We start from the raw sequence: 26778 nt of genomic DNA, 5'->3' as shown, positions 1-26778 counted from the left end.
ATCCTGGAGTAAACCTTTGTCCCAACCCGGCGAAAACCACCAGCTAGCCCTGGACCGATTCCTGAACGAGCACCCGGCCCTGGCCGCAGAACTGAATACGTTGAACCCCCTGGCGGCCCAGGCCAAGGGGGAAACCATCGAGCAGTACCGCGCCGAGCGCCTGCATGAAGCGTTTGAGGCTGAAGCCGAGCAGCAAGGCTTGTTTGCGTGGGAGCTGACGCTGAAACTGACGGCGCACTCCCCTGCGGAGTTCGAGGCCCAGCGCCTTGAGGTGCACAAGGAAGTGGCGCAAATGGCAGGCCTGAGTTGGACGGAATATTGCCAACTGCATGACCTGCCCGGCTAGAACCAGCGGCTCAGTCCCTCGCGGGTATCGCCAAGCACCTCGTGTAACTCATCAAGGGTGATGGCCCGCCTTTCGGGGTCGACCGCCAACGCCGTGCGTAATGCCGGCCAGCAACGGCGGGGTAATTGCCGGGGCCGGGGCGGACGTTCAGCGGGCTGGCGTCGGCCGTGTGCCAACTCATACAGCACACACGCCGCGGCATACAGGTCGGCACTGGCCGACAACGCTCCTCCGGCCAGCAACTCCGGCGCGGCGTATGCGGGCGTCCAGGCGTTGAAACGACTGCGACTCAAGCCGGGCGCCCCCGTTGAAGCCTGCCCGCAAGCCTGGCCCAGGCCGAAATCAAACAAACGCAAGCCACCATCGCCCACCATGATATTGCCGGGCTTCACATCCCCGTGCAGTACGCCGTGCTGATGGCTATGGCGCAGCGCATCCAGTAACTGCACGGCGATGCTTTGCAGCTCTCGCCAGGGCAAGCCACCAGGACACTCCAGCAGCAACCGATCCAGGGTCATGCCCTGGAGCAACTCCATGGTGAAGAAGGCGATCTGGCAGGGAGCGTCCACTTCAAACGAAAACACACGCACCACTTGCTCATGCCGCAGGCTACGGGTCAGGGCGAACTCGCTGTAAAGCAGCACATGGGCATCTGCAGACTCGCGGATGGCTTCACCCAGCACCTTGATCGCCACACGGGAGCGCGGCTCGCCAAACTCTTCGTGCAGCAGGTCCCGTGCGCGATAGACCACCCCCATGCCGCCAGCCCCCAGCACACGTTCGATAAGGTAGCGCCCGGCCAGCAATTCGGGTGTGCCGTCACGCGGCGGGGTAGCCTGTGGCCCGGAAAAGGCAAAGTGGGTCACATCGCTCACGACTGCACCACCACAGCGGTCAGGTTGTCAGCGGCGGCCCCCGTAATACACCGGCGAACAATTGGTCCAGCGCCTGCTGCGGGCTTCCCAGGCTCAATGCCTGGCCCAACTCGTAATGGCTAAGCGCCTGGTACAGGCCATCACTGCACACCAGAAAAACATCCCCCGCCATGGTTCCGAGTTCCAATACCTGTGGATTCAGAGGAGCCCGCGAGCCGATGGCCCGGGTCAAGGCCCGCGCATCAGGATGAGCCCTGGCCTGTTCCAGGCTCACTCGCTGATCAACCAACTGCTCGCACAGCGAATGATCCCGCGACAGCTGGTACAACGTCTGCCCGCGCCACAAGTAGCAACGGCTGTCACCCGCCCAGACACACGCGGCGCGGTCGCCCTGAAGCAGCAACGCCACTACCGTGCTGCCCATGATGCAGTCGGCGCCCTGGCCGGCCAACGTTAACTCCTCGCCCAGCCGCCGGTTGAGCCATTGCAGGCAACGGAGGGTTGCCTCGACGCGTTCGTCCAGGCTGCCCTGGCCTGGCAACGACGCCAGGCTATCGACCACCATCTGGCTGGCAATATCCCCCGCCTGATGCCCGCCCATCCCGTCCGCGACGGCCCAGCACCCGTTCCGGGGGCAATCGAGAAAGGCATCCTCATTGCGCAGCCGGACCTTTCCACGGTCCGTTCGGCCTGCGCTGTGCCAGCGGTCGAGAGGCCGGCTCACAACTGCTCCGGCAGGCGGAAGGTACGCCACTGCGCCATCTGAAACGGATTGGGTGTACGCCGGCTGGTCAGCAGGTAGTTGGCGCGCAAGCCCGCAAGGTCCGCCTTGAGGACCAGCACATCCTGCCCGCTGGAGGGTTCGCTCTGCATCAGGTCGAACAGACGGAACAGGGACCAGGCCCCGGTATTTTTTCGAGGCCCAACGCCCGCTCACTGGCCCGCTCCAGCACCAGGCTGCTGCGACCATTTTCAACCTCGGTTGGCCATTGCATCGCCATGGGCACAATCGGCCCGTGCCGGTACTCCATCTGCTGATCACCGAAACGCAACACCGCGCGGCTCACCGACGAATCCAGGCTGTAGGGCGCCAGCGTGAAACGAACCTGCAAATCACCCGGCTCATCCGCAAAAAAACCGCGCCTGATCACCTGCACCTTCGCTTGCTGGTCGAGCAATGCCCGTGATATCGGCAAGCTGCGCCCATCCAGGCTACGCAGCCTGTAGCGCCCTGCCTCACCGCTGACAAACGGCCTCAGGTAGCTGTCAAAAAAACGCGCCATCACCCCTTCCGGCTTGAAGAACTCCTGAAAATCGTTGAGGGAAACGTCGCTGCTGGCATGGGCATCGAACGGAAAACGCTGCTTGATCGCCTTGGCGTAAAACCCATACACCTCGCTCTGATAACGCTGGTTCACATGGCGATAGGCCTGGTCGAGCAACCGGCGCCAATGTTCGTCGGCCAGGCTTTCGAACCAGCCCGCCAACGGCAATGGCAAACGTGCGGCAACGTTACGCAGGTTACCCAGGGCGTCCTGCTGCCCCTGGATCCGCCGCTTGACCATTTCGAAGGCCACCGGCTCCGGCGCCCCTTCGCGATTCAAGGCCGCCAACTGCAGGTGCAAGTCGTTGAGTGCCTGCAGCATCCCGGTCAACTCGGTGCCCGGGTTTTGCTGACTGTCCAGCAATTGGTGCAAGGCCTCGAAGCGGCGTTGCATGGCACGCCGGGCGGTATCGGGCAACGTATTGGCCAGCCCGGCAGCGGTCTGTACCCGCTCTGCCACAGCGCCCGGCAGTTTGGCAGCCAGCTCGTCCAGGCGCTCACTGGCCGACGGTAAGCGCGTGTTGTCACGCACCTGTTGCAACAACTGCAACAACGGTGACTGGGCCGACGTCAAACTGGCGAGCTGCTCGGTACCTTGCCTGGAACTGTCAGTTTCACGCAGGCTAATCTGCCCAAGTGCCTCGCCCCAGGCATCCGCATACTCGCTGAAGTAGCGCTGTTCGAGTTCCACCATCAACCGTTGCAGGTCCATGGCGCTCAGGTCGGCGCCCTCTCCCAGTACCCAGTTGTCCTGAACAATGGCGTTCACCAGTCGCCCGCCCTGCTCTTCGAAATGCCGCAAGTACTTGCGGGTATAAAACCCCGGAATGGGACGGTCGCCGCCGTCAAATACCCGCCCGTGGGCAAGGCGCACAGGTTCAAGGTCGCGGGCTTGTTCCCGCAGCACGCGGTACACCACATCGACCAGTGACTCGCCCCGCAACACGTGCCGCGCGTGGGCCACCAGTTCGTCATCGAGCGGCTGCACGAAGGGCTGTTCCAGCAAGCGCGCGAAGTGCCCATTCAAACGACTTTGCACAGAGGGCTCGCCGGCAAACCGTACCGACCAATGCCCCGCCACCCGCTCACGCAGCCAGCCGACATCCCGGCGCTCTCGCAGGTTGAGCATCAGGTACGCACGAAGGTTGTCCACCAACCGCTCACGATCGTCCAGGCTGCCCCGAACCTGCTCTTGCAGCATCTCGCTGACCTGGGACAGCAGTAACTGACCCAGCGCCTGCTCATAGGCCTGTTCCAGTACGGGGCGGGTGATATTGCCCTGATACAAACCCATCCGCTCAGCCAGCCAGGCCTCACCCTGGGCAGGGAAAACCTGTGTGGCCGCCAGGCGGCTGTCCAGCAGAGGCAAGAGTGCCAGGGTAGCGTCCAGGCCGGGCTGCGCGGTCGTGGGTGGGTGCACCAGACCCTGCAGTTGTTCCAGACGTTGATGATTGGAGGAGTAACTGTGGCTCCAAAGCAGTCCCGCCGTCCCGACAACCACTAACGCACTCAGCGCCATCAGCCCCTGGCGCCAGCGAATCCGACGCCGCTCCAGGCTGTCGAGGCCCGCCAGATCCGCTTCAGCCAGAATCACCCGGCTGAACAGGCCCTGGATAAAACGCAGCCGAGGTTCCAGCGCCTGTGGGCTACCGCCCGCACTGGTGAAGTAGAAGCCACGAAATCCGTTGGTGCGCTGATAACCCGGGCCGCAAAAGGCCAATTCGATATACAGGCTGAGACGCTCACCAATCCGGGCCGCCTGATGAGGGAAATCGAGCATTCGGCCGCGCCGGTCGCTGTTACGCTCCTGGTGCAGACGCTGTACAAGTTCACCGCTCAAACGCTGCAGCAGCGCCTCGAACGCCTGGCGGACCTGGCCGTTCTCAATACCGGCTTTGCCCGGGACGATATATTCGCCGAGCACCGCGTCACTGCCCTCCCCCAGTGGATGCTCGAAGAACTCCGCAAACCCCGGCAGACGGTCGGCCTGGGTCACCACCAGATAGATCGGCAAATCCACATGCAACGTGTGCCGGATTTCCTGCAGCCGACTTTGGACCGCCCGCGCCTCCTTCTCCAGATCACGCTCGCTGCCATGGAGCAGTGTGTCCATGGACAGCGCCACCACCACGCCATTCAGCGGGCGCGTTCGGCGACGCGCCTTGAGCAGGCCCAGCAGGGTCGACCAGCCTGCGCCATCCACACTGCCGTCGGGCTGGGTGAGGTAGCGGCCAGCAGTGTCGAGCAACACGCCGTCTTCGGTGAAATGCCACTCACCGTAACCGGTGCCACCGACGTCTGTCGTCGCCGTCGACCCGCCCCGATCCGGGAGCAATTGCAATCCACTGGCGGCCAACATTCGGGATTTGCCGCTGCCTTCCTTGCCGATCAGCAGGTACCACGGCAACGCATTGCGCCAACGCGGGCTGCGCTCGCCGTAAATGCTCGAGTTTTTCAGGGTGTACAGCGCGTCCTTGAAAAGACCGCGCAGATGCCGCTGCTCGCTCTCGACCAGCCCTTTACGCGGGCGCAGTTCAACATTGTCGACGGTTCCTTGCCGGGCCGTGCTGCGCCAATTGGCATACACCATCCCCAGGCCCCATAGCAAAAACAGCGCGCTGAGCGTCAGCAGGCGCGCCGCTGCCGTTTGCCAGAATCGATAATCATCGACCGCCAGCAATGGCCCGAAGAACCACACGATCATCGCGACCGCGAGCACCAGCAACAGGCTCCAGACCCAAATCCTGCCCAGCACGGTGCCCGCGTTCCGGAAGAATGCGTTCATGAGTTGCTCCCTGCGTTAGAGGGGCGTCCGGGTAATATCCGGCGCCAATAGTTGATACGGTTGCAGCGCCGTCTCGCGCTGCTGGCCCAGCACCCAGGCAAACCCCGAATACAGGGTCAACAGGCAGGCCACGACACCCACAGCGACCCAGGTGGCAGGCACCACCCTCAGCCGCCTCTGACGTGGCTGCCCCGTCCTGGGCGGCGGTACGCATGCAGGAGGCGAGTCGCCCCGTACATGCCGGATCTGCCGATAGAGCGCGTCCCGAACCTGTTCAAGCTGCAACAACCCGCGCTCCATCACCCGGTACTTGCCCTCAAATCCGAGTGACAGGCACAGGTACATCAGCTCCAGCATCGCCAGGTGCTTGACGGGGTCTCTCGACATCCGCTCAAGCAGTTGGAAAAACTTCTCGCCGCCAAAGGTTTCGTTGTGAAAGCTGCTCAGCAGGCTCATCTTCGACCAATCGCTCTGGCTGCCCCATGAAGTAGTGACCACGGCCTCGTCGATCACACTGCACAGCACATACCGCGCCGCCATGACCTCGCTGCCCTGCGCTCCGTCATGTCGAGCCCTGGTCTCGAAAAGCGTGACCGCGGATGACAACCGTTCGTTGAGTGCCCGCAGGCTTTCCTCGGCATTGCTGCGCTTGAGCTTCACCACCTCGGACAACAACTCCCAGGCAGGCGCTACCAAACCATTCAGGCCAACGTTGAAGTGCTCCGCGCCCTGCAATCGGGCGGCGTAAATCATCCGGTCTTCCAGGTGTTCGAAATGGGGCGGCGAAGCGAAGTCGGTTATCGGCCCTTGCGCCGGCCCGCGCCCCTGTCGATCGAGCAGGACGGTTTTTTCATCCTGCGGGTGTTCCCTGTCCATGGTCTCAGTTCCTGATGGCCCAGAATTTCAGTTCCAGTTCGGCAAATTCGCCGCTGACGTGGAAGGCAAACCCTCCCGAATGCTTCAACTGCTCGATGTCGCGGGCATCGAGTTCAAGCAAGAAATAGGTTTTTTCGGCATGGAACGGGATCTGCCGGGGAGCCACCGGCAGCGGTTTGACCTTGATGCCCGCCAAATGCAGGTTGACCAGCTCGCGAATCCGCTCCACAGGGCCAACCTTGAGGTGCGCCGGAAGCCGGTGGCGCAGTTCCTCGGAGTCACAATGTGCACTGGCGGTCAGAATGAAAGTCGCCGAGCCCAACAGGTTGAGGTCGCTTACCGGGCACACCAATACCCCGTACTGGCGAGGTTGCAGCCCAAGCTCAACGGCATGCTGTTCAAGCACCCTCGACAACAGGCTGCGAATCGGCTCCATCAACCCACGAAAACTGGCGCCCTGATCGCTGTGCCGGTAATGCCCCTCAAAATGCGCACGCTTGCTGTCGCTGGCAAACGTCGCCAGCTCACCCAGGACCGACAGCAGTGTTCGATACAACGTTTCAGGGCTGACCTGGCTCAGGCCCAGGTAGTGACGCAAGACCAGTTCGGTGCGATTAATCAATTGCAACATCAGGAAGTCACCGACCTCCGCGCCGGCGGCAGTGCCGTTGGCGCGAATCCGCCCGGCGATGGCGTCTCCCCGGTAAGCGAGCAGGCTGATCACCTCCTTGAGGCAAGACAACAGGTACCCGGAGCCCTGCAGGTGAATGAAGGTCGGAATAAAATCGGCATCCAGGCGGATACCCTCCTCGGTGCAACCGAGCACCTGCGCAACCTTGAGTTTCACGTAATGTTGGTCGCTGTGCTGCTCCCCCAGCAGCAGGCGAAAATCCAGCTGCCCGCAATTGACCTGACGGCGAGAGTCTTCCCCGGCGTTGGAGTCACTGACGTCTACCGCAAGGGTCTTGTAGCGCGCCACTACCTCAAGCTGTTCGGGTAGACGGGCTTCCACACAGTTACTCGTGGTCAGCGGCAACGCCAGGTACACCGCCTGTTTTCCGGTATTTGCCGGCACCTCCAGCACCAGTGACTCCATGGCCCCGCCCAGCTCGAACAGGCTGCCATCCGGCAATACCCCACTGGCCTGGCTGACAACGATCTTGCCCATATTGAGGTACTGCACATCGATGTCCAGGGCCAGGAAACCCCAGGCATGGCGGCACAACAACTGGGTGCGACGCTTGAGTTGCTGATCGTGATACCGATCGTTTTGCTGAAAATGCTGAGGGCGCAGCAACATGCCTTCCTGCCAGATGACTTTTTGACTGTGCATGTCAGTCCCCCGCCCTGGCCGAGTGTGGGCTCGCTGACCGAATACCGGTTTGATCAAGTACCAGTTCGGCGCGCGTCAATTGCAGCACCGTCACCGGCAACACATAGCGCCATTGCGCGTGGGGCAAATCACGGTAAGCCGCCAGCACGCCGACATAGCGACTGCCCGGCTCCAGACTGAGTTTGAGGGTGGTGTGCTCGCCGGGGCGCAACTCGAGTTCTTCGAGGTTCACCAGGTCTTTGGGCAGCGCCTGCGCTCCATGGCCGTAAAGGCTGAAAAAGTCCGCATGCTCGAAAGCCACTGGGTGTCGAAGCTCCATCAGCCGCACCACAATCGGCGATGGCCGGCCATGGATATCCGGGTTGACCCGCTCGCTGGCCGTCAGTGTCAGGTCCAGCTTGGTCAGCGTCGAAAAGGGCGACAGCGAACACCCCCCCAGCAAGCCGATTACGGCGCACAACAATGCAGCGGTGACTCGGGACATGACGATCATCCTGGATAACGGTGAAGGGTTGAGATCAGACGAATCTGCTCCTCGTAGGCCTTGCTGAAGTCACTGCCCAGCAGGCGCTCACTGAGATGTTCATCTTCGATCAGCGCCTGGTAATGGCGTTGATACGCCCGCCAGTGGGTGCTACTCCGGGGAATCAGCGCAGGCTTCGCCTGACGCTCGAAGCACAGGAGCAGATGACCCGGTGCAAAGGCCGCCAGAGCCCCGCGCACGGCTGCGCGGCAGGCCACCAGTAAAGCCACCTGGTGAGCCTGCATGTCGCGGTAGGCGCGCATGACCACCCTCTCGGCCGGCACCTGTCCCAACTGCCCGGTGCCCAGCAGCAACCCCAAGGCCTCACTGGCGTCAGAGCTGTCTTTGAAAGGATTGGGGCTCTGGAGCGCCGTGTGGGTGGGCGCCAGTTTCAGCTCATGCTTGAGTTCGTTGCGGGTGCCCAGGTTCTGTTGCAATCCTTCAGTCATTTGCCTGAGCAACCCGGCCGCCTTGATCGCAAGCACCTCTCTTCCCGGCCCATCAAGGGTGTCCAGGTCGATTCCAAGTGCCTGCGCAAACGCCGACCAAAATGGCTCTGAACCCTGGCTTGGCTGCGGCGCCTCCACGCTCATGGCAGCGTTGTGCCCCGGCTCCACAAGCTCAGGAACCGTCAGATGATTCCTGTCCGCGGCTGCATGATCTGTCCACTGCAATGCCTCATGGGGTGTCATGACCAGAGCGGCCAACTCTTGCGACTCGTCCTCCAGCTGACGTTCGCAGGCCAGTGCCCGCACCGGATCCAGGTCAAGAAATGCATCATCGGGTATCAGCGTGTGCAATCCATCCGGGCCTGACGCCGTCGCCGGACTGACCAGCCATGCGCGGATATTCAGCGGCCCGAATTGAAAGACCGTGCCGTCGTCTATCGGTCGTTCCAGCCCCTCCCGCAAACGCTCACCGCTGCCTGCCAGGCGGGTTCCATTACTGCTGACGTCCGTCAGAAAGTACCGGCCGTCACGATAGCTAACCACCGCGTGACGGCTGGAAACCTGGCGGCTGGGGTCAGGAAGCGTCCAGTCACAACTGGCTCCCCGGCCTATGACACCGCCAACACGGTCAAAGGTTTTACGCAGGGCCGGCGCTGAACCTGCGTGCCCCACAGGACACACCTCAAACACTAGTTGCATGGTTGAACTCCCCTGCGCTCAACGGCCACGACTGATGGGCTGCGGGTCACCCAGCGGGCGGTAGTCACCGTCGTCAAAGACGTGATTGGTGTTACAGCCACCCAGCACAAACAACACAAGCACCAGGGCTTGCCACTGACAAACAGCCATGAGGTATCTCCCATTGGGGTGGGTCCCGCTTTCAAGCGGGCCATTGCAGAATTTGAAGGGGGCACCATTCAGCACTCTCCCCTGGCGTCGCCAAAGGGAATGTCCAGGCGTGCAAGGCGGTACAGCAGCGTGCGCCGCGCGAGGCCCAACTCACGGGCAGTGCGGGTGCGATTGCCGCGGTTCTTGCGCAGGCAGTCGATCAAAACAACGCGCTCGACCCGCTCCATCCGCTGGCGAAACGTCGCGTCAACCGCTGGTGCAGCGAGGCCGGACGACAGCAATAAATGCGTGGGCAGGATGACGTCGTCATCACAAAGCAGGACTGCTCGCTCCACCATGCATTTAAGCTCGCGAACATTGCCGGGGAAGCTGTGGCTGGACAGTTGGTCCAGGGCCGCACTCGACCAGCCTACCGGCGCCCGACCCAGCATCGCGCAGGCCTTATCGGCGAAATGCCGGGCCAGTTGCAGCACGTCACCGTCTCGCTGGCGCAGCGCCGGTAACTCGATAGGGAACTGCGCCAAGCGGTAATAAAGATCCTCGCGAAAGCTGCCCTCAGCCACCATGCCAGTGAGGTCCCGATGGGTCGCCGCGAGGATCCGTACATCGACCTTGTGGGCCGTATTGGCGCCCAACGGCCGGATCTCGCCTTCCTGCAGCACCCGCAGTAACTTGGCCTGCAGTGACAGCGGCATGTCACCGATTTCGTCGAGCAGCAGCGTGCCGCCGTGGGCGGTGTCAAACAGACCGGCGTAATCTCTTTCAGCCCCCGTGAAAGCACCCTTGCGGTAGCCGAACAACTCGCTTTCCAGCAAGCCCTCGGGAAATGCGGCGCAGTTTTGCACCACAAATGCCTTGTTGCTGCGCGGCCCGGCCGCATGAATGGCCCGTGCGACCACTTCTTTTCCGGTGCCGGTCTCTCCCCGCAGCAAAACGGTGTAGGGGCTGTGCACCACCTTGCCAATCAAGCGACACGTTTCGTCCATCGCCGTGCTGTTACCGATCAAGCCGTAGGCGCTGGCGACAGGGGTACTGCGCACCACCTTCAAAGCGCCGCTGCTCCGGCGCATTCGCCGCAACATGGCCAACTGGTTCACGACAAAGCACCCCAATTGCACGAGGGAGGCACCGTAACCAGCCAGCTCCATCGCTCGCTGACTGGCACACAACAACACCCCGGACATCTGCTTGCCCTGCCCCGGCAATGGCACACACAACAGGGATTGCCAAGGCAATGTGGCTGCCGGTAGAAACCCCGTGTCATACACACTGCTGTCCAGCTCAATGAGGTTGAGTACGCGGCTCTGTCCCAGAACGTACTGCAACAGTTGCTCGTTCTTGAAGTCCGTTGCCGGGTTTGCACCATCACCGGATGGTGGCCGTTCCGGAAAATACTGGGCAGCCAGATCGAGGCGGCCGGTGGCCTGATCCAGCAGGTACAACTGGCTGAGTTCGCACGCACTCAACTGTGCGACGGCTGCCGCAAAATCCTCGGCCAATGTCGATTCGTCGCCAGCAACACCTAATCGGGCGAACCATCCCAGCAAGGCAGCGGCGTAATCCAGCGGGCTTGGCAGGTGGGTAAACAGGTCGTCCGTCATCAGCTGAACTCACAGACAACAGTGCCGTTGGGATCCAGCCTGGCGTGGGCAAACTCCAGGGACTTGCCAGCGGCCATCGCCTCCAGCAGTCGGTCCACCACCTGTGGCAACAGGTTCACCTCGATCCATTGATCGACAAACCTCGCGCCACTCTCACTGTGGCTGCAGCGCTCGGCCATGTGGGTGACCAACGCCTCCGTGTGACTGAATGTCAGCTTGCGTTGAAGCAGCCGGTGCGCCAGGCGTTGAAGCTTGTTTTCAACCAGCTGATGCAGCACTGCGCCCGCAATCGGGTAATACGGGACTACACGCATACGAGCCAACAACGCCGGTTTGAAATGAGCATTCAGGGCCGGCCGGATAGCGGCATGCAGCACCTCGATATCCGGGCGTTGCCCGTCGGTGCACAGCTCGGTGATACGTTCGCTGCCCAGGTTGGAAGTCATCAGGATCAGGGTGTTGCGAAAATCGATTTCACGCCCTTCGCCGTCATTGGCCACCCCTTTGTCGAACACCTGATAAAACAGGTTCAACACATCCGGGTCGGCCTTCTCGACCTCATCGAGCAGCACAACGGAATAGGGCTTCTGTCGCACCGCCTCAGTCAGCACCCCGCCCTCCCCGTAGCCGACGTAACCCGGCGGTGCACCGATCAACCGGGACAGGGAATGTTTCTCCTGGTACTCCGACATATTGATCGTGGTGACAAAACGCTCGCCGCCATACAACAGGTCGGCCAGAACGTGTGCAGTTTCTGTCTTGCCCACGCCGCTGGGGCCCACCAGCAGGAATACACCTACCGGCGCATCAGGCCTGTTCACGCCGGCCGCGACAGCGCGCAGGCAACGATCCAGGACCTGCACAGCGTACGCCTGGCCGAGAATGCGGCCACGCAGATCCTCGGCAACGCTCAGGACCTTCGCACTGTGTTCACGGGCAAGCTGTTCCAGCGGGATACCGGTCCAGGCACTGATCACCTGTGCCACCAACCGCGGGCACACTTCGAAGCTGACCAATCGTTGCTCGTGCTGCGCAGCCTGCAACGCTTGCCGGTTTTCAGCGAGGCTCTGTTCAAGGGCCTCAATCCGTTCGCCTCTGCCGCGGGATTCGGCCAGTTGCTGGCGCAGCGAGAGCACCTTCTCGGCCAGGTCGCGCTGGCAGGCCCAGCGTTGTTCAAGCTGTAGCTGTGCGACCTTTACTTCTTCCAGTCGCCGTGTGAGTTGCTGCAACGCCGGTTCATCGATGGTCAATCCTGCGTCGGCATCCCGGTGCACGGCGGCCTGCTGACGCGTGCCTTCGGCCAGCTCGGCGCGCAGACGTTGCAGTTCGTCCGGTGCCGTCACCAGGCTGATACGCACACGGGCACAAGCGGTGTCCAATACGTCCACAGCCTTGTCCGGCAACTGGCGGCCCGTCAGGTAACGGGCACTCAACTGCGCGGCGGCGACCACGGCATCATCGCGCACGTAAACGCCGTGACTGGCCTCATATACCGGGGCCAGCCCACGCAAAATCGTCACCGCATCCTCAATCACCGGCTCGCGCACGAGTACCGGTTGGAAACGCCGCGCCAACGCCGGGTCTTTCTCGAAGTATTTCTTGTACTCCGACCAGGTCGTGGCGGCGATGGTGCGCAACTCGCCACGGGCCAGCGCCGGCTTGAGCAGGTTGGAAGCATCGGAAGCGCCTGCCTGGCCGCCTGCGCCCACCAGGGTATGGGCCTCGTCGATAAACAGGACGATCGGTTGCAAAGAGGCACCGACCTCGTCGATCAAGCCTTTCAAGCGTCGTTCGAACTCGCCCTTGATACTGGCGCCGGCTTGCAGCAAGCCCATGTCCAACGTGAGCAGACGCACGTTCCTGAGCACCTCTGGCACTTGCCCACTCACGATCTGCAGAGCCAGGCCCTCGACTATCGCGGTTTTCCCCACACCCGCTTCGCCTACAAGGATCGGGTTGTTCTTGCGCCGCCGCGCAAGGGTATCGATCATTTGCCGGATTTCGTTATCGCGACAAAGTACCGGGTCGAGTTTTCCGTCCCGAGCCTGGCGAGTCAGGTCATGGGTAAAACGCTCCAGCAATGAATGCCCTCCTTCAGGTGAAGGTGTCTGCGGGCTTTCACTCAAGACAAAACCGAGCACACGCTGCACATCCAGCTTGCTCAACACCGCCTGGTATCGGCTGCCTGCGTGCTGCAACGGGTTGCGCAACACCGCCAGCAACAAGGCACCGTGTTCCACTTCGATTCGGCCCAACTCCAGGCGGGCAACCAGCACCGCTTGTTGCAACCATTGCACCAACGCAGGTGAAAACACCGGGTTTCGGGAGGCGCTCTGGTCGATCCTTGGTTGCAGCACGGCGTGCAGTTCGCCGGCATCCACGCCCGCGTCCTGCAGCGCACGCATCAACAGGCCTTCTGGATGTTCCAGGAGGGTCAACAGCAGGTCTTCCACCAAGACCTCGCCGCCGCCCCGAGTGACACAACGTTCCGCGCAGCGTTCCAGATCGCGCCGTGTGGGCGCCGTCAATGCCTGGATAAGTTGTTGCAGATCCACATTCATCATATTCATCCGTCCCTAATGAGATTTACTGGTCAGGGTGACCATGCCGTCAGCCCGCTCATGCCCCAGCCAACTGGTCCAGCCCAAGCGGCAGACGTTGTGTTCACCGATGTGCAATGGCCGAACCTCACCCTCTGCCAACACCAGCCGAACGTCGTATTCCAAGGGGTCCCGGGCGGCGAAACGCACCAGCGCACACAGCGGCTCATAACCCGTCCCGGTGGGCAAAAACTCGTGAAAACGCTCCCAGTCGAGTGCCAGCACATGGACCCTGAACATGCCACTGCGGTCGAGGATGGAATCCCCCAGCACCAGATCGGAACCCAACGAGCTATAGCTGCGGCCAAGGTCATTGCGCTGCTCGTGGGCAATCACTACCGTGCGCTTGACCCACTGCTCTATAACCAGCCGGCTGTGCTTGAAGTAATAACGCAGCACGGTCTCGATCAGCGCGGCAGAGTGCGCCCGCAGACTCAGCAGCCCGAGGTAGGGCAACAGGCGCTTCCAGTTCAGTCGAGCGGTGCTTCGAATCACGCTGCCGCCGAGGCCCACCAGCGCAAACATCTGCTCGGAAAATGGATCGCTGGCGCCGGTTCGAAAACTCGCCTGATAACGATATTTTCGCCAGATCGGCACTATCAGCCGCTGCAGGCGATGGTGAAAAAGATCCAGGAAATCACGCGTCGTATTGCCGCCCGAGACCTCGGCAAAGGCTTGCTCGCCATAGAACGCCGGCAGCGGCGACCCTGTTCCAAACAGGCCCAGCACGTTGAGACGAACCCGCGCCCGCAAATGGCCGTGCTCGACAAAAAACTCCACACGGTCAATATCGTTGCCGGGAAACCCAAAGCCTGGATTGGCCTGGAACTCCAATTGGTCGTACAACCCCTCTTCGTCCAGAGAGGGGTGCGCCTCGCGCAAGCGCTCGATGATCTGCGCGACAGCCTGAAACACCGAGTACTCGCGAATCACTCGGGATAATGCGTTTAAAGCAGGGGCTGCTGGCCCATCCGGGGTGGCCATAGGTACACGTCTCCTTGTGTGCTGATGACTCGCAGTTCGTGGTATGAGTTGAGGCTGGCGTACAGCGCGAAGAACTCATTCAGTACCGAGGCAAAGACAAACACGTCGCCCTCCCCCAGGTAGCCTTCGGGATCGATGGTGAGGTCAACACGCAAGCCGCGAAATGGCAGGCCCCGGTGCAGCCGGTCCACAGGCTGATGGCTGATCGACTGGAGTGCGCCAAGCCTTCTCCGGCTGACCTTCTCCACCTGCCGGTCGTGATAGCGCGGCAGGTCGTAGGTTTCGAGGATGACTCTCAGGGCGCTGATATCGGTCAGCGACAAATAGTTGAGCGACATATTGCTGATCAGTCGCCACAGGAAGTCGCTGTCCAGGGGCGGCGCAAAACTCGGGGTTGCCGCCGTGATGTCGCGGAACGAAACAAACTCGGGTGTCTGCTCGCAAGCCTGGTTGATGTCTCCCACCTGCAGTTGGCGTGGCAGGTTGTGGTTGGTGCAGGTCAGCTCAACCGACAGGGTTTCCTGATCATGTTCCCGGCGCGGGTCGAAACTCAGCCAAGTATCCAGGCCGGTATGGTGCAGCGATGGCCGCTGGCGAACGCCATAGCTGGGCGAGGCGCCGCCAAAATCGTGTTCAAACGACTCGAAGGGCACATATTCCTGGTACCCCAGGCCCCCCGGCCGCCATCCCGTGACTTTGTCGACTGAAAACACACCGCAGTTTCCCCGAGTGTATTCGCCAGGCAACAACAGGTATTCGTCCTGCTTGCCATCCAAACGAATCGGCACGCCATCGTGCTTGAACAGATTGACGATGGGCGTGCAGTACAGCTTCACGTTGTCCAGGGTCGGCTTCAGTCGCTCAAGACCCCGGCCACGCAGGTTGAAGCACAGCACCAGCCCATGGACCTGTTTGAGCAGGTCAATGGGCAACCTGTTCAACACGTCAAGGCCACCCACATCGACAAACAGGTATTTATCGGGAAAGGCGAAGTACTCCTGCAAATGGCGATAGCCACGAAAGGTATTCAACGGATAAGGGATCAGTGCCTCATGCTCGGAAAACCCACTGGACTGATCTGGCTACTGGACAGACGCAGCGACACAGCCTCACCGTCGCTGCCGATTACCGGCCGTCCATCACGGCCCAAGGGTTGCAACTCGAACCCATCCAAGTGCCGCAAAAGGCCCAGGTACAGCGCCTGACTGACGGGTTGCTCCCCCGCAAGATGCAGACGCAGGCAGCCCAGTGCCAACTCGCTGAAGTCGCCCTCGGCTGTCATTTCCAGGCGAAGGCACAGCAGCGTCCCCTCGCCCTTTACCGAGTATTCCAGGGCGGCCAGTTGCAGCGGTAAAACCTGCGTCGGGTAACAGGTACGAAAACGGCAACGCTCACCGTTGATCGCAACACTTTCCACCGGGGTGTCCCGCTCGACGTTGATGGCAGGCCCCGCCTGCTTGAGGGGGTCGAATTGCAGCATGCTGAACGAAGGCAGCGGCCGCATATAGTTGGGCCACAGCAAATGCATCAACGAGTGACTCAGCTCCGGCAACTGGTCATCGAGCTTCTGACGCAAGCGACCGGTGAGGAATGCAAAGCCTTCAAGCAAGCGCTCTACATCCGGGTCCTGGCCGGCGCCCCCAAGAAACGGCGCAAGTGCCGGGTTGCGCTCGCAGAAGCGCCGCCCCAACTGTCGCAGTGCACCCAGCTCGCTTTGGTAGTAGCGGTTAAAGGACATCAGGCGTGACCTCAACCTGTGCGCCCTGGGCCAGGTTTGCGCAGAAGGCGACTGTTTGCTTCACGCCATCGATTTCCATGACGCCCTCGATGGAAAAAGCCAGCACCAACGGATCACGGTCCTGGGGCAATGCCTTGACACGTACATCCTTCAGCCGTGGTTCATAGGACTGGATAAAACGCTCAATGAGCAAGCGTGCCTGGCTCAACGCGTCATGCAGGCTGAAGCGCATGTCGTTCAGGTCAGGCAAACCGTAATCCGGTAGCGTGTGCACACTACCCACACGGGTGCTGAGCATTTTCGCCAAATGGCTCGCCACGGACTCCACGACGCTGCCCTGCGGACGGCGACTCGCGCCGGACTCCAGGCGTTCGAAAAGGCTACGGTTCTGGAGGGTCACGTGGCTGCGACTCATTCTTTATCGAGCTTGCCGACGAGCGACAACGTGAAGTCCGCCCCCATGTACTTGAAATGCGGGCGAACGCTCAGGTTGACGCGATACCAGCCGGGCTCCCCGTCGACATCGCTGACCACAATGCGCGCCGCCCTGAGTGGGCGTCGTCCACGCACTTCGGCACTGGGGTTATCCTGGTCAGCTACGTATTGGCGAATCCACTTGTTGAGTTCCAGCTCCAGGTCGGTACGTTCCTTCCACGATCCCAATTGCTCACGCTGCAAAACCTTGAGGTAATGAGCCAGGCGATTGACGATCATCATGTAGGGCAACTGGGCGCCCAGCCGGTAATTCAGTTCGGCAACCTTGCCCTCCGCACTGATTCCAAAGGACTTGGGCTTCTGCACCGAGCTTGCAGAAAAGAACGCCGCGTTGTCGCTGCCCTTGCGCATGGTCAGGGCAATGAAACCCTCTTGCGCCAGTTCGTATTCACGTCGGTCGGATACCAGCACCTCGGTAGGAATCTTGGTTTCGATCTCGCCCATGCTGTGAAAGTGATGCAGCGGCAAGTCCTCCACTGCGCCCCCACTTTGCGGGCCGATAATGTTCGGGCACCAGCGAAAGCGGGCGAAGCTGTCCGTCAGGCGCGTAGCAAAGGCAAACGCCGTGTTGCCCCACAGATAGTGCTCGTGGCTGTTGACCACATTTTCCTGGTAGGCGAACGTCTTGACCGGGCAATCCACGGGATCGTAAGGCGTACGCAGTAGAAAGCGCGGTACGGTGAGACCGACGTAACGGGCATCTTCGCTCTGGCGAAAACTCTGCCATTTGGCAAACTGCGGCCCCTCGAAATGGTCTTTCAGGTCCTTGAGGTCAGGCAGGCCGGTGAAGCTCTCCAGGCCGAAGAACCCCGGACCAGCCGCCGCAATGAACGGTGCATGGGCCATGCAGGCCACGCTGGAGACGTACTGCATCAGCCTGACGTCGGGAGCACTGGGCGACAGGAAATAATTGGCGATGATTGCCCCTACGGGCTGACCGCCGAACTGACCGTATTCGGCACTGTAGATATGCTTGTAGAGCCCGGACTGAGTTACCTCAGGTGAGTCCTCAAAGTCATCCAGCAAGTCCTGGCGGGAGACGCTCAGCAATTCGATCTTGATGTTTTCACGGAAATTGGTGCGGTCGACCAGCAACTGCAGGCCACGCCAGGATGACTCCAGGGCCTGGAATTCCGGGTGGTGAAGAATTTCATCCATTTGCTGGCTGAGCCTTGCGTCAATCTCGGCGATCATCCGGTCAACCAGGCGCTTTTTGACCGGCTCGCCCCTGTTCTGTGGCTTGATCAGCTCCTCGATAAATGCCGATACCCCGCGTTTCGCGATGCCATAGGCCTCGTCGTCAGCACTGAGGCGGGTTTGGGCAATGATGTTGTCGAGAATGCTGTATTCATCGGTTTTCGGAGCGTGCAGCGGGCTTTGGCGGGTTGTCATGGCGTCAGTGTCCTTTTACTGAAAGAGTCATACGGCGGAGCTGTCCAGCCCCAGTTCAGCCAAGACCCGGGTGCGGGACTCGTCATCGCCGAGGGCGTCTTCAATGGCTTTTCGAAAGCTGGGTGTGTTGCCCAGCGGTCCCTTGAGCGCAACAAGTGCATCACGCAATTCCATGAGCTTTTTCAGCTCGGGAATTTGCTCAATCAGGTGTGCAGGGTTGAAATCCTTCATCGCATTGATCCTGACCTGGATCGCCAACTCATCAGGTTCGGCAGCGTCCTGGAGCCGATTGGCAACGTTTAACGTCAGGCTCAAGGCTTGCTTGGCCAGCACTTCGTCAAGGCTGTTCTTGTCGATACCGATGGGCTTGCGATCTTCCAGCTTGCGCAGGTCTTCACGCTGGGTGAAGTCGCCGAGCACCAGCAGTTTCAACGGCAGCTCGACCTCTTCCTGCGCAGTGCCGACGGCGGGTTTGAACGTGATATTGATGCGTTCCTTGGGGGCTACCGAACCTTCTTTCGCCATGGTGTTTCTCCTTTTTCGGGTGGCTCGAAAGCCTATTCAAGTACCGCTTCAAGATCGAAGTGGCACAGCCTGCGATGGACTTCTTCCTTGCGCTCACGCACGGAATGGCTTTGCGGCAACACATCACAACAGCCATACAAGAGTTGCAGCACTTCAACCGCCAGCTCGGGCTCCCAGCGCTGCAAGCCTGATTGCTGCAGTTCGTGGTCCAGATGGTCGAGCTGGACTTTGGCGAGGTCATGCTTGCCCGCCAGGACACACAACCGGGCCAGGCCAAGTCGCCAATGAAACCGGGCACGCTCACCTGCAGCGCTTTGCATGCCTTGCTTGAGCGACCGAACGGCCGCCTTGAACCCGTCCTTGCGCAATACGGGCATAACGTCATGCAACGCTTTGTCCCAGGGCGCTGCCTGGGCATCAGGCACCGACTTGGGGGTCACCGTGGCTTGCAAATGGCGGGTAACCTGGGTGTTGATCCAGCCTCGGGTAACGGAGTCGGCGAAGGGAGTTCCATCGTGGAAGCGCAGCTGTAGGAGCCACGGCAATCGCTGGAGCAACAGGGCGAAGTGCACTTCCAGCTCGGTCATGGCCAGATCGGCCTGAAGTGCCTGCAGGCACTCCCACACCCGATACAAACCGTCAAACCAGAAAGGTGCGCACGCCAGACTGGCCTCAAGCTCCAACAACAGGTCGGCGTGCTGCCCCAGGGCGAAGCGCTCCTGGTAACGTTTGAGCTTGTCCGGCGCAGGGCCTCGCAAAGGCGTGACCTGCTCGCTGTTGCAATCCGGGAGGCTGGTGATCGTCAGCCAGGTCAAGGTTCGGTTCAGGCGCAGCGCACGCAGGTCCGTGGCATTCTGGCGCTGCCACCAGGCCGACAGAGGCCGGGCACTCTCCTGCAACGTGCGCAGCAGCTTATGAGCGTCCTTTTCGTTATCCACGACCGGCTCGGGCGCCAGCAGCTGAGTGGCCACCTGCTTGATCTGGGCGATCACCGCGGCCGTACCGCCTGGAGGGGGGTCACTCTCGGTGGCCTGCTGCAGCCTGTCCGACAGTTGCCTGCGAACAGGCAGTAACAGCGGCGCGTCTTCAGAGAGATGTTCGGTCCATAGCTCATCCAGCCGGACCAGGTGTTCGAGCATGCAATGGAACAGGGGGCGCTGGTCCTTGAACGAAAGATTTTGCGCAAGCACCTGCCCAAGGCGCGGCACCAGCCAGCCAAATGCGGCGCTGCGGGTGCGCAGCTTGCCTGGATATACGACCGCCCAATGATGCTCACAGAGGTAGCGCAACAATCCGAGGCCGGCGAGAAGGCCGGCGAAGGACTCGCGCTGATGCAATGCCCAGGTCAACCAGACGGCAACCCGCAAGTCCTTGGATTGATGACGTAACAGGGCCTCACTTTTTTCCACCACCCACTGCCAGTCAGGCTGACTGTTACCGTGCAGGGAATGCGCCTTGCCGAGCTCGGTTTCAAGGGCCTCATACTCGGTCGAAAAACGCATATCGACGCCCGCAAAACTCGCTTTTGAGTTGGGTGCCTGCGCAAGTTCGAGGTAATAATCGGAAAGCCTGTCTGAATAAACCATCATTGGCCGCACTTTACTTCCCTGGATATATTCAGCGAACTAATGGCAATTCAAGCGCCCACCAGAACGCTGTTTAAAGTTCGTCTTCCCGGCGGGAAGAGCACGAACCTTATCCGTGCAAAAAACAATGTTCAAGCCACGAAACGATGGTTAAGGAATTTCCTACGAAAATATATAATTCGACGATGCGCAACAATTTGCGCAGCCAAAACAACAACTAACACCATTAATCAAGCAGACCCTGCGAACGAAACCCTGTATCGACATGAGCAACTAACTGCACACCTATGCGCAAATAAATACAATTAACGCCAGCTACAAATCAGCACTCTCCGTCGAAACAAGACCCGATAAAATCTTAACTCCCTGTTTTCATTACCTCCTTAACTTTCCGGCACGCTTCTTGATATCGAGCATTACCCAGTCGGCAAATCAGTCGGCTGGGGCGACCTCATTTATCAGGCAAGGAAACCCGTCATGCCAACACCCGCGTATCTCTCCATCACCGGCACCAAGCAAGGCTTGATCACGGCAGGCACATTCACCCAGGACTCGGTCGGCAACATTTATCAGGAAGGCCACGAAGACCAGATCCTGGTGGAAGCATTCCAGCATCAGGTGATCATTCCCCGAGACCCGCAATCCGGCCAGCCGACCGGTCAGCGCGTGCACAAACCCCTGATGATCAGCAAGGTGTTCGATAAGTCTTCACCGCTGCTGTTCAGCGCCCTGACCTCCGGGGAAATGGTCAAGTGCCGCCTTGAGTGGTACCGCACCTCTTCAGCCGGCACGCAGGAGCACTACTTCACCATCGAGTTGGAGGACGCGATCCTGGTAGACATCCAGTCACGGATGCCTAACTGCCAGGACCCGAACAACGCGCACTTCACGCACCTGGAGGATGTGTATTTCACTTACCGGAAAATCGTCTGGACCCACGAAGTGTCCGGCACCTCGGGCTCTGATGATTGGCGCAGCCCGGTAGCTGGCTAAGCACAACCCGAAACAGAAACGGCAACGCCATGGACGGCGCCGTTTCTGTCGGGCACTAGACCATCGCCAGCGGATGCTTGCGTTTGGGCGCACCGAAAACCCGGTCAATTGCGTCCAGGTCGTGCTCATCCAGCACAAGCTTCGCCGCCACAGCATTGAGCCGCACATGCTCGGGCGTCACGGCCTTGGGAATCGCGATCACACCGTCCTGGCGCAAGACCCAAGCCAGGGAAACCTGGGCGGGTGTGACCTCGTGGCGACGGGCAATTTGTTTGAGGGTCGGGCTGGTCAACAGCTCGCCACCCTGGGCGATGGGACAGTAGGCCATCAAGGGCAAATTGTGTTGCTGCCACCAGGGCAGCAGGTCGAACTCGATACCGCGCTCTTCGATGTTGTAGAGCACCTGATTGGTGGCACAGGCCGGGGACGCCAGTTCCTGCAGGTCGGCCACATCAAAGTTGGACACGCCCCAACGACCGATTTTGCCAGCCTCACGCAAGCGCTCGAAGGCTTCCACCGTTTCTTCAAGGGGATACTGCCCACGCCAATGCAGCAGATACAGATCGATGTAGTCGGTGCCCAGGCGCTGGAGACTGGCCTCGCAGGCCTGCGGAACACCTTTGCGGCTGGCATTGTGCGGGTACACCTTGCTGACCAGGAACACCTGGTCGCGCCTGCCGCGAATCGCCTCGCCGACGACTTCTTCGGCGCCGCCTTCGCCGTACATTTCAGCGGTATCGATCAGGGTCATGCCCTCATCAATCCCCAGTTGCAAAGCGGATACCTCAGCGCTGCGTTGGTCGGGATTTTCGCCCATGCGCCAGGTCCCCTGGCCGATGACAGGGACGGGAACGCCGGCCAGATCAATGGTACGCATGACAACCTCCTGATGAATTCGCGAATTAACAGTGTGGCACTGACTGGACAAAAGGGTTCAATCGAAGGATGGTGGCACTTTCCATCCTAGCCTTAGAAAGGACGTGCAATGCTGTTTGTGGTCATGCTCGGGGGCAAGCATCCCCGGGCGAAAATCGAAGTGCACGACGTAGTGTTTGCCGTTGCCGACACCCTGGAAGCCGCCTATCCGCAACTGCGCGATGGCTGGTTCGGCAGCCAGAAAGGTGTGCATATCGATTCCTGGATGACGGTCGACGGGATTGACGGCTGGAAACTCCAGCTCAGCCACCTGGCGCCTAACGCCGGGGCACCGCGCCTGTACTTCATCAACCTGGGCGGTTATGAAGCCAATAGCTTTGGCGAAGCCCACCACTACCTGCTGGTGGTTGCCCGCACGGCCAGGGAAGCTGCAGCCCAGGGCAAACAGCAGATGCTCAGCCACTGGACGCAGTCCCATACCGACGGCGTGCTGGATATCGACGATTGCCTGCCCATCGACCTGGTAGACGGGCGTTATATCCATCTGGAACCCGGCGCACACCGCCCGATCATCACGCAAAACGACTACATCGTCTTGCCCTGACGGCCTCCTACCCGAACGGGGTATGGCGCCCACCCGCTACCTGCCTGAAAGTGCAATCAGCCCCTCGGCCTGACAACAAGCACAACTTCAAGGTGGGTCCGCCATGCATAAAGCCGTTATCGCCCTGTTCAGCGCTGTCTTGCTTGCATCAACGTCCCTCAGCCAGGCCGCTGACGACCCGGGCAACACCTTGCGCATCTACAACTGGGCCGATTACATCGGGGAACACACCCTCGCCGACTTCGAAAAAGCCACCGGCATCAAGGTGATCTACGACACCTATGATTCCTACGAAACCGTACAGGGCAAGTTGCTCTCCGGGCGCTCGGGTTATGACCTGGTGGTGCTCAACGCTTCACTGGTCCCGCTGCTGATCAAGGCCAAGGCGTTCCAGCCCCTCAACAAAGCGCTGCTGCCCGACTGGAATAACCTCGACCCTCAAGTGCTGAAAAGCCTGGAAACCCATGACCCGGGCGTGACCTATTCCGCGCCCTACACCTGGGGCAGCAATGGCGTGACCTACAACATCGACAAGATCAAGGAACGCATGCCGGACGCCCCCATCGGCTCCCTGGCGATGATCTTCGACCCCAAGATCATTTCGCGTTTCGCCGACTGCGGCATCACCTTTATCGACTCTCCCACCGACATGATCCCGCTGGCCCTGACCTACCTCGGCCTGGACCCCAACAGCGTGGCGCCCAAAGACCTCAAGGCTGCCCAGGATGTGTTGATGGCAGTACGGCCCTACATCCGTAAATTCGACTCCAGCGGCTTTATCAACGGCCTGGCCAACGGTGAGCTGTGCATGGCCACCACCTGGTCCGGCGATTACGCCACGTCCCAGGCCCGGGCGGCGGAAGCCGGGGCCAAGGTCAACCTGGGTTACTTCATCCCCAAGGAAGGCTCGCTGATCTGGTTCGATAATTTCTACATCCCGGCTGATGCACCCCATGTGGCGAATGCCCACAAGTTCATCGAGTTCCTCCTGCAGCCCGAAGTCATCGCCGGCGTCAGCAACACCATTCACTACGCCAACAGCAACCTGGCCTCCAAGCCCCTGGTCAACGCAGACATTCGCGACAACCCGGCCATCTACCCGGACGCGGCAACGATGCAGCGCTTGTTCACCCAGAAAAGCCAGTCCCAAGCCGCCGTGCGCCTGATCACCCGTACCTGGAATGCCGTGAAGACCGGCAAGTGAAACCCAGCCATTGAAGGTAAATGCCATGACTCTGCCAAATCCTGCTTTTTTCGCCCAGTTCGACCATGACCAACTGGACGCCGCCGACAAGGCCCATTACATGCACGGCTTCCACATGTTCGACGAGCACCGCGAACAAGGCTCGCTGAACATCGCGGCCGGCGACGGCGCCTACATCTACGACACCGCCGGCAACCGCTACCTGGATGCGGTCGGCGGCATGTGGTGCACGAATATCGGCCTGGGGCGCGAGGAAATGGCCGACGCCATCGCCAACCAGGTTCGCCAGTTGGCGTACTCCAACCCGTTTTGCGACATGGCCAACGTCACCGCCATCGAACTGTGCGCCAAGCTTGCCAGCCTGGCCCCCGGCGACCTTGACCATGTATTCCTGACCACCGGCGGGTCCACGGCGGTCGATACCGCCTACCGCCTGGTGCAGTTCTATCAGAACAGTCGCGGCAAGCACGAGAAGAAGCACATCATCTCGCGATTCAGCGCGTACCACGGCTCCACGTTCCTGACGATGTCCATCGGCAATAAGGCCGCCGACCGCGCGCCGGAATTCGATTTCATGAGCGACCTGTTCCACCACGTTTCATGCCCCAACTATTACCGGGCGCCTGCGGGGATGAGCGAGGCGCAATTTCTCGATTTCCTGGTGGACGAATTCGAAGACAAGATCCTCACGATTGGCGCCGACAAGGTGGCGGCGTTCTTTGCCGAACCGATCATGGGCTCGGGCGGTGTGATCATTCCGCCGAAGGGTTACCACCGGCGCATGTGGGAAATCTGCCAACGTTATGACCTGCTGTACGTGGCGGATGAAGTAGTGACGTCCTTCGGCCGGCTGGGAAAATTCTTCGCCTCCCAGGAGGTGTTCGACATGCAGCCAGACATCATCACCACCGCCAAGGGCCTGACCTCCGGCTACCTGCCCCTGGGCGCGTGTATTTTCTCGGACCGCATCTGGCAAGTGATCGGCGAGCCGGGCAAGGGCCGCTGCTTTACCCACGGTTTCACCTACAGCGGCCATCCTGTGAGTTGCGTGGCGGCGCTGAAGAACATCGAGATCATCGAGCGGGAAAACCTGCTGGCCCATGTCGAAGACGTCGGCGTGTACCTGGAACAGCGCCTGCAAACCCTGGCCAATCTGCCGCTGGTGGGTGACGTGCGTTGCCAGCGGTTGATGGCCTGCATCGAGTTTGTCGCCGACAAACACACCAAGGCGCTGCTGCCGGACGCGGTGAACATCGGCGAGAAAATCCACCTGCGGGCCCAGGCCAAAGGCTTGCTGGTGCGGCCCATCGGCCATCTGAATGTGATGTCGCCGCCGTTGATCATCACCCATGCCCAGGTGGATCAAGTGGTGGAGATCCTGCGCCAGTGCATTCTGGACACCGCCGAAGAGCTGCGCCAAAGCGGCGAGTATCAAGGCCGATGAATCCCGCCGCCTCGGTGCTTTTGCCGGGGCCGTGGCCGGCGGGTAGACTGGCCGGCATGAGCCAAAATGCCGATCACTGCCCTGCCCCGTCCTTCCAGGTTCTTGAAGCCTGGAATGGCGCGTTGGCCCACGCCTTCGTCAGCGTTGACGAGGCGTCATTCCTTGAACACCTGGCCTGCGCCCTCAGCGCCCTGACCCCCATCGAATCGATGATGATCAGCCTGGAGCGCCAGGGCCAGGCGCCGCACTTGCTCTACCAGCAAGGCATCCCCCGGCCGCACTACGAAGAAATCATCAACCGCTACTTTTCCCGGGGCTACCTGCTGGACCCGTTCTGCCTCGCAGTGGACAAGGGCCTGGCCGAAGGTTTCTACCACCTGGCACAAATCGCCCCGGACGACTTCTTCAGCAGCGAGTACTACAAGACCTACTACCTGCGCAGCGGCGGCGCCCAGGAGAGCTACTACATCGTCGACCTGTGCCCCAACAGCAAAATCTCCCTGTGCATGTTCCAGGGCCTGAGTGCCGGGCAGTTCAGTGACGAACAACTGGCGCTGCTGCGAACCGCCCAACCCATCGTGCGTGAACTGCTGCGCCGCTTCGGCACCACGGGCGGGTTGTGCAAGGTGATCAGCGACGAAGCCTTCACCCAGACCCAGGTGCATCAGCAGATTGAAGCCGCGTTCATGCATTTTGGCAGCGGCGTATTGACCGTGCGCGAGCGGGAAATTGCCCACCTGATCCTGCGCGGACACTCGGTGAAATCCACCGCGCAGGTGCTGGGCATCTCCCCGGAAACCGTACGCATGCACCGCAAGCATTTGTATACCAAGCTTGAGATCAACTCCCAGGCGGAGCTGTTTGCGCTGTTTATCGATTGGCTGACCCACAGCGGTGTGATGGCCCGATCCTGAGCCGTCCGGGCAACCCGGGGGAACTTTGCCAGGAAATAACCACCTGAATCCGGTACGCTCAGCATTTTTACCCAAGGAGATACCCCTCATGGCCAAAGCCACCGCCCGTCACATCCTCGTTGCCACCGAAGACAAGTGCAACGAACTGAAAGCACAAATCGAAGGCGGCGCCGATTTCGCCGAAGTTGCCAAAGCCAACTCGTCCTGCCCGTCCAGCCGTCAAGGCGGCGACCTGGGTTCGTTCGGCCCGGGCCAAATGGTTAAAGAATTCGACACCGTCGTATTCAGCGCCCCGGTCAACACTGTGCAAGGCCCGGTGAAAACCCAGTTCGGTTATCACCTGCTGGAAGTGACCAGCCGCCAGGACTGATCCGGTCCGCGCTAATGCTTGAAACAACGGCCCGCCCTTTGGTGGGCCGTTGTGCATCTGTGACAGTGTGATGACTGGCGATGCGTACGCGC

Annotated in this window: 21 protein-coding genes and 3 pseudogenes; 7 read left to right on the top strand and 17 right to left on the bottom strand. The window is 60.7% G+C overall.

Going from position 1 to position 26778, the window contains the following annotated elements:
• The first annotated feature begins 16 nt into the window (after nucleotides 1-16).
• The gene (locus tag JFV30_RS09895) at nucleotides 17-346 is read left to right on the top strand and encodes a DUF6388 family protein (RefSeq protein WP_010173290.1); all 330 of its coding nucleotides are present in this window, start codon (nucleotides 17-19) and stop codon (nucleotides 344-346) included.
• Here the strand turns inward: JFV30_RS09895 and JFV30_RS09890 are convergent.
• From JFV30_RS09890 to tssA, 16 genes and pseudogenes are all read right to left on the bottom strand, one after another.
• Entirely contained in the window at nucleotides 343-1221 is an 879-nt protein-coding gene (locus JFV30_RS09890; RefSeq protein WP_201123390.1) for a protein kinase domain-containing protein, read from the bottom strand. The genes JFV30_RS09895 and JFV30_RS09890 overlap by 4 nt on opposite strands.
• Nucleotides 1218-1945 (bottom strand): annotated as a pseudogene (locus tag JFV30_RS09885) (PP2C family protein-serine/threonine phosphatase). The gene JFV30_RS09890 and the pseudogene JFV30_RS09885 overlap by 4 nt, the downstream one beginning before the upstream one ends.
• A pseudogene (tssM, locus tag JFV30_RS09880) lies at nucleotides 1942-5330 on the bottom strand (type VI secretion system membrane subunit TssM). The pseudogenes JFV30_RS09885 and tssM overlap by 4 nt, the downstream one beginning before the upstream one ends.
• Before the next feature lie 15 nt (nucleotides 5331-5345).
• Nucleotides 5346-6206, bottom strand: a complete 861-nt coding sequence (icmH, locus tag JFV30_RS09875) for a type IVB secretion system protein IcmH/DotU (protein ID WP_201123387.1) — start codon at nucleotides 6204-6206, stop codon at nucleotides 5346-5348.
• A 4-nt stretch (nucleotides 6207-6210) separates the two neighbouring features.
• Nucleotides 6211-7539, bottom strand: a complete 1329-nt coding sequence (gene tssK, locus JFV30_RS09870; protein ID WP_201123385.1) for a type VI secretion system baseplate subunit TssK — start codon at nucleotides 7537-7539, stop codon at nucleotides 6211-6213.
• Between the two features lies 1 nt (nucleotide 7540).
• Entirely contained in the window at nucleotides 7541-8023 is a 483-nt protein-coding gene (tssJ, locus tag JFV30_RS09865; RefSeq protein ID WP_201123383.1) for a type VI secretion system lipoprotein TssJ, read from the bottom strand.
• 5 nt (nucleotides 8024-8028) lie between these two features.
• Nucleotides 8029-9210 carry a type VI secretion system-associated FHA domain protein TagH gene (tagH, locus tag JFV30_RS09860; RefSeq protein WP_201123381.1) on the bottom strand — a complete coding sequence of 394 codons (1182 nt, stop codon included), beginning with the start codon at nucleotides 9208-9210 and terminating at the stop codon, nucleotides 8029-8031.
• Nucleotides 9211-9228: 18 nt separating this feature from the next.
• Nucleotides 9229-9360 (bottom strand): hypothetical protein, encoded by a 132-nt coding sequence (locus JFV30_RS09855; RefSeq protein ID WP_010173304.1) that lies wholly within the window; start codon nucleotides 9358-9360, stop codon nucleotides 9229-9231.
• A 68-nt stretch (nucleotides 9361-9428) separates the two neighbouring features.
• A complete protein-coding gene (locus JFV30_RS09850) occupies nucleotides 9429-10961 on the bottom strand; it encodes a sigma-54 interaction domain-containing protein (RefSeq protein WP_201123379.1) in 1533 nt (510 codons plus the stop codon).
• Nucleotides 10961-13525 (bottom strand): type VI secretion system ATPase TssH, encoded by a 2565-nt coding sequence (tssH, locus tag JFV30_RS09845; protein WP_201123377.1) that lies wholly within the window; start codon nucleotides 13523-13525, stop codon nucleotides 10961-10963. The genes JFV30_RS09850 and tssH overlap by 1 nt, the downstream gene beginning before the upstream one ends.
• Before the next feature lie 12 nt (nucleotides 13526-13537).
• The gene (gene tssG, locus JFV30_RS09840) at nucleotides 13538-14545 is read right to left on the bottom strand and encodes a type VI secretion system baseplate subunit TssG (protein ID WP_201123375.1); all 1008 of its coding nucleotides are present in this window, start codon (nucleotides 14543-14545) and stop codon (nucleotides 13538-13540) included.
• Nucleotides 14509-16283, bottom strand: a pseudogene (gene tssF / locus JFV30_RS09835) (type VI secretion system baseplate subunit TssF). The gene tssG and the pseudogene tssF overlap by 37 nt, the downstream one beginning before the upstream one ends.
• Complete coding sequence (gene tssE / locus JFV30_RS09830) at nucleotides 16273-16698, bottom strand: type VI secretion system baseplate subunit TssE (RefSeq protein ID WP_201123373.1); 426 nt, start codon at nucleotides 16696-16698, stop codon at nucleotides 16273-16275. The pseudogene tssF and the gene tssE overlap by 11 nt, the downstream one beginning before the upstream one ends.
• On the bottom strand, nucleotides 16695-18170 hold the full coding sequence (gene tssC / locus JFV30_RS09825; RefSeq protein ID WP_201123371.1) for a type VI secretion system contractile sheath large subunit: 1476 nt from the start codon (nucleotides 18168-18170) through the stop codon (nucleotides 16695-16697). The genes tssE and tssC overlap by 4 nt, the downstream gene beginning before the upstream one ends.
• A 27-nt stretch (nucleotides 18171-18197) precedes the next feature.
• Nucleotides 18198-18695, bottom strand: a complete 498-nt coding sequence (tssB, locus tag JFV30_RS09820; RefSeq protein ID WP_201123368.1) for a type VI secretion system contractile sheath small subunit — start codon at nucleotides 18693-18695, stop codon at nucleotides 18198-18200.
• Between the two features lie 32 nt (nucleotides 18696-18727).
• Nucleotides 18728-20281, bottom strand: coding sequence for a type VI secretion system protein TssA (tssA, locus tag JFV30_RS09815; protein ID WP_201126158.1), 1554 nt, complete (start codon nucleotides 20279-20281; stop codon nucleotides 18728-18730).
• 477 nt (nucleotides 20282-20758) lie between these two features.
• Between tssA and JFV30_RS09810 the strand changes: the two genes are divergently transcribed.
• On the top strand, nucleotides 20759-21274 hold the full coding sequence (locus tag JFV30_RS09810; protein ID WP_003208034.1) for an Hcp family type VI secretion system effector: 516 nt from the start codon (nucleotides 20759-20761) through the stop codon (nucleotides 21272-21274).
• Nucleotides 21275-21329: 55 nt separating this feature from the next.
• On the opposite strand, the gene JFV30_RS09805 is transcribed toward JFV30_RS09810, so the two are convergent.
• Nucleotides 21330-22151, bottom strand: a complete 822-nt coding sequence (locus JFV30_RS09805; RefSeq protein WP_201123366.1) for an aldo/keto reductase — start codon at nucleotides 22149-22151, stop codon at nucleotides 21330-21332.
• Nucleotides 22152-22259: 108 nt separating this feature from the next.
• Between JFV30_RS09805 and JFV30_RS09800 the strand changes: the two genes are divergently transcribed.
• The 5 genes from JFV30_RS09800 to JFV30_RS09780 all read left to right on the top strand — a co-directional run bounded on the left by JFV30_RS09800 (nucleotide 22260) and on the right by JFV30_RS09780 (nucleotide 26686).
• Nucleotides 22260-22754, top strand: a complete 495-nt coding sequence (locus tag JFV30_RS09800) for a DUF1543 domain-containing protein (protein ID WP_201123364.1) — start codon at nucleotides 22260-22262, stop codon at nucleotides 22752-22754.
• A gap of 103 nt (nucleotides 22755-22857) precedes the next feature.
• Nucleotides 22858-23958 (top strand): polyamine ABC transporter substrate-binding protein, encoded by a 1101-nt coding sequence (locus JFV30_RS09795; RefSeq protein ID WP_201123362.1) that lies wholly within the window; start codon nucleotides 22858-22860, stop codon nucleotides 23956-23958.
• Between the two features lie 25 nt (nucleotides 23959-23983).
• Nucleotides 23984-25402: an aminotransferase gene (locus JFV30_RS09790; RefSeq protein ID WP_201123360.1), complete on the top strand. Its 1419-nt coding sequence runs from the start codon at nucleotides 23984-23986 to the stop codon at nucleotides 25400-25402.
• A gap of 56 nt (nucleotides 25403-25458) precedes the next feature.
• Entirely contained in the window at nucleotides 25459-26316 is an 858-nt protein-coding gene (locus tag JFV30_RS09785; RefSeq protein WP_242487047.1) for a response regulator transcription factor, read from the top strand.
• Nucleotides 26317-26404: 88 nt separating this feature from the next.
• Nucleotides 26405-26686 carry a peptidylprolyl isomerase gene (locus JFV30_RS09780; RefSeq protein ID WP_003208024.1) on the top strand — a complete coding sequence of 94 codons (282 nt, stop codon included), beginning with the start codon at nucleotides 26405-26407 and terminating at the stop codon, nucleotides 26684-26686.
• The last annotated feature ends 92 nt before the right edge of the window (nucleotides 26687-26778 follow it).

This window comes from Pseudomonas sp. TH32, from assembly GCF_016650855.1.
In the GTDB taxonomy this organism is placed as follows: Bacteria; Pseudomonadota; Gammaproteobacteria; order Pseudomonadales; family Pseudomonadaceae; genus Aquipseudomonas.
The sequence above is the reverse complement of the archived record's forward strand: the minus strand, read 5'-3'. Positions and strand labels throughout refer to the sequence as shown.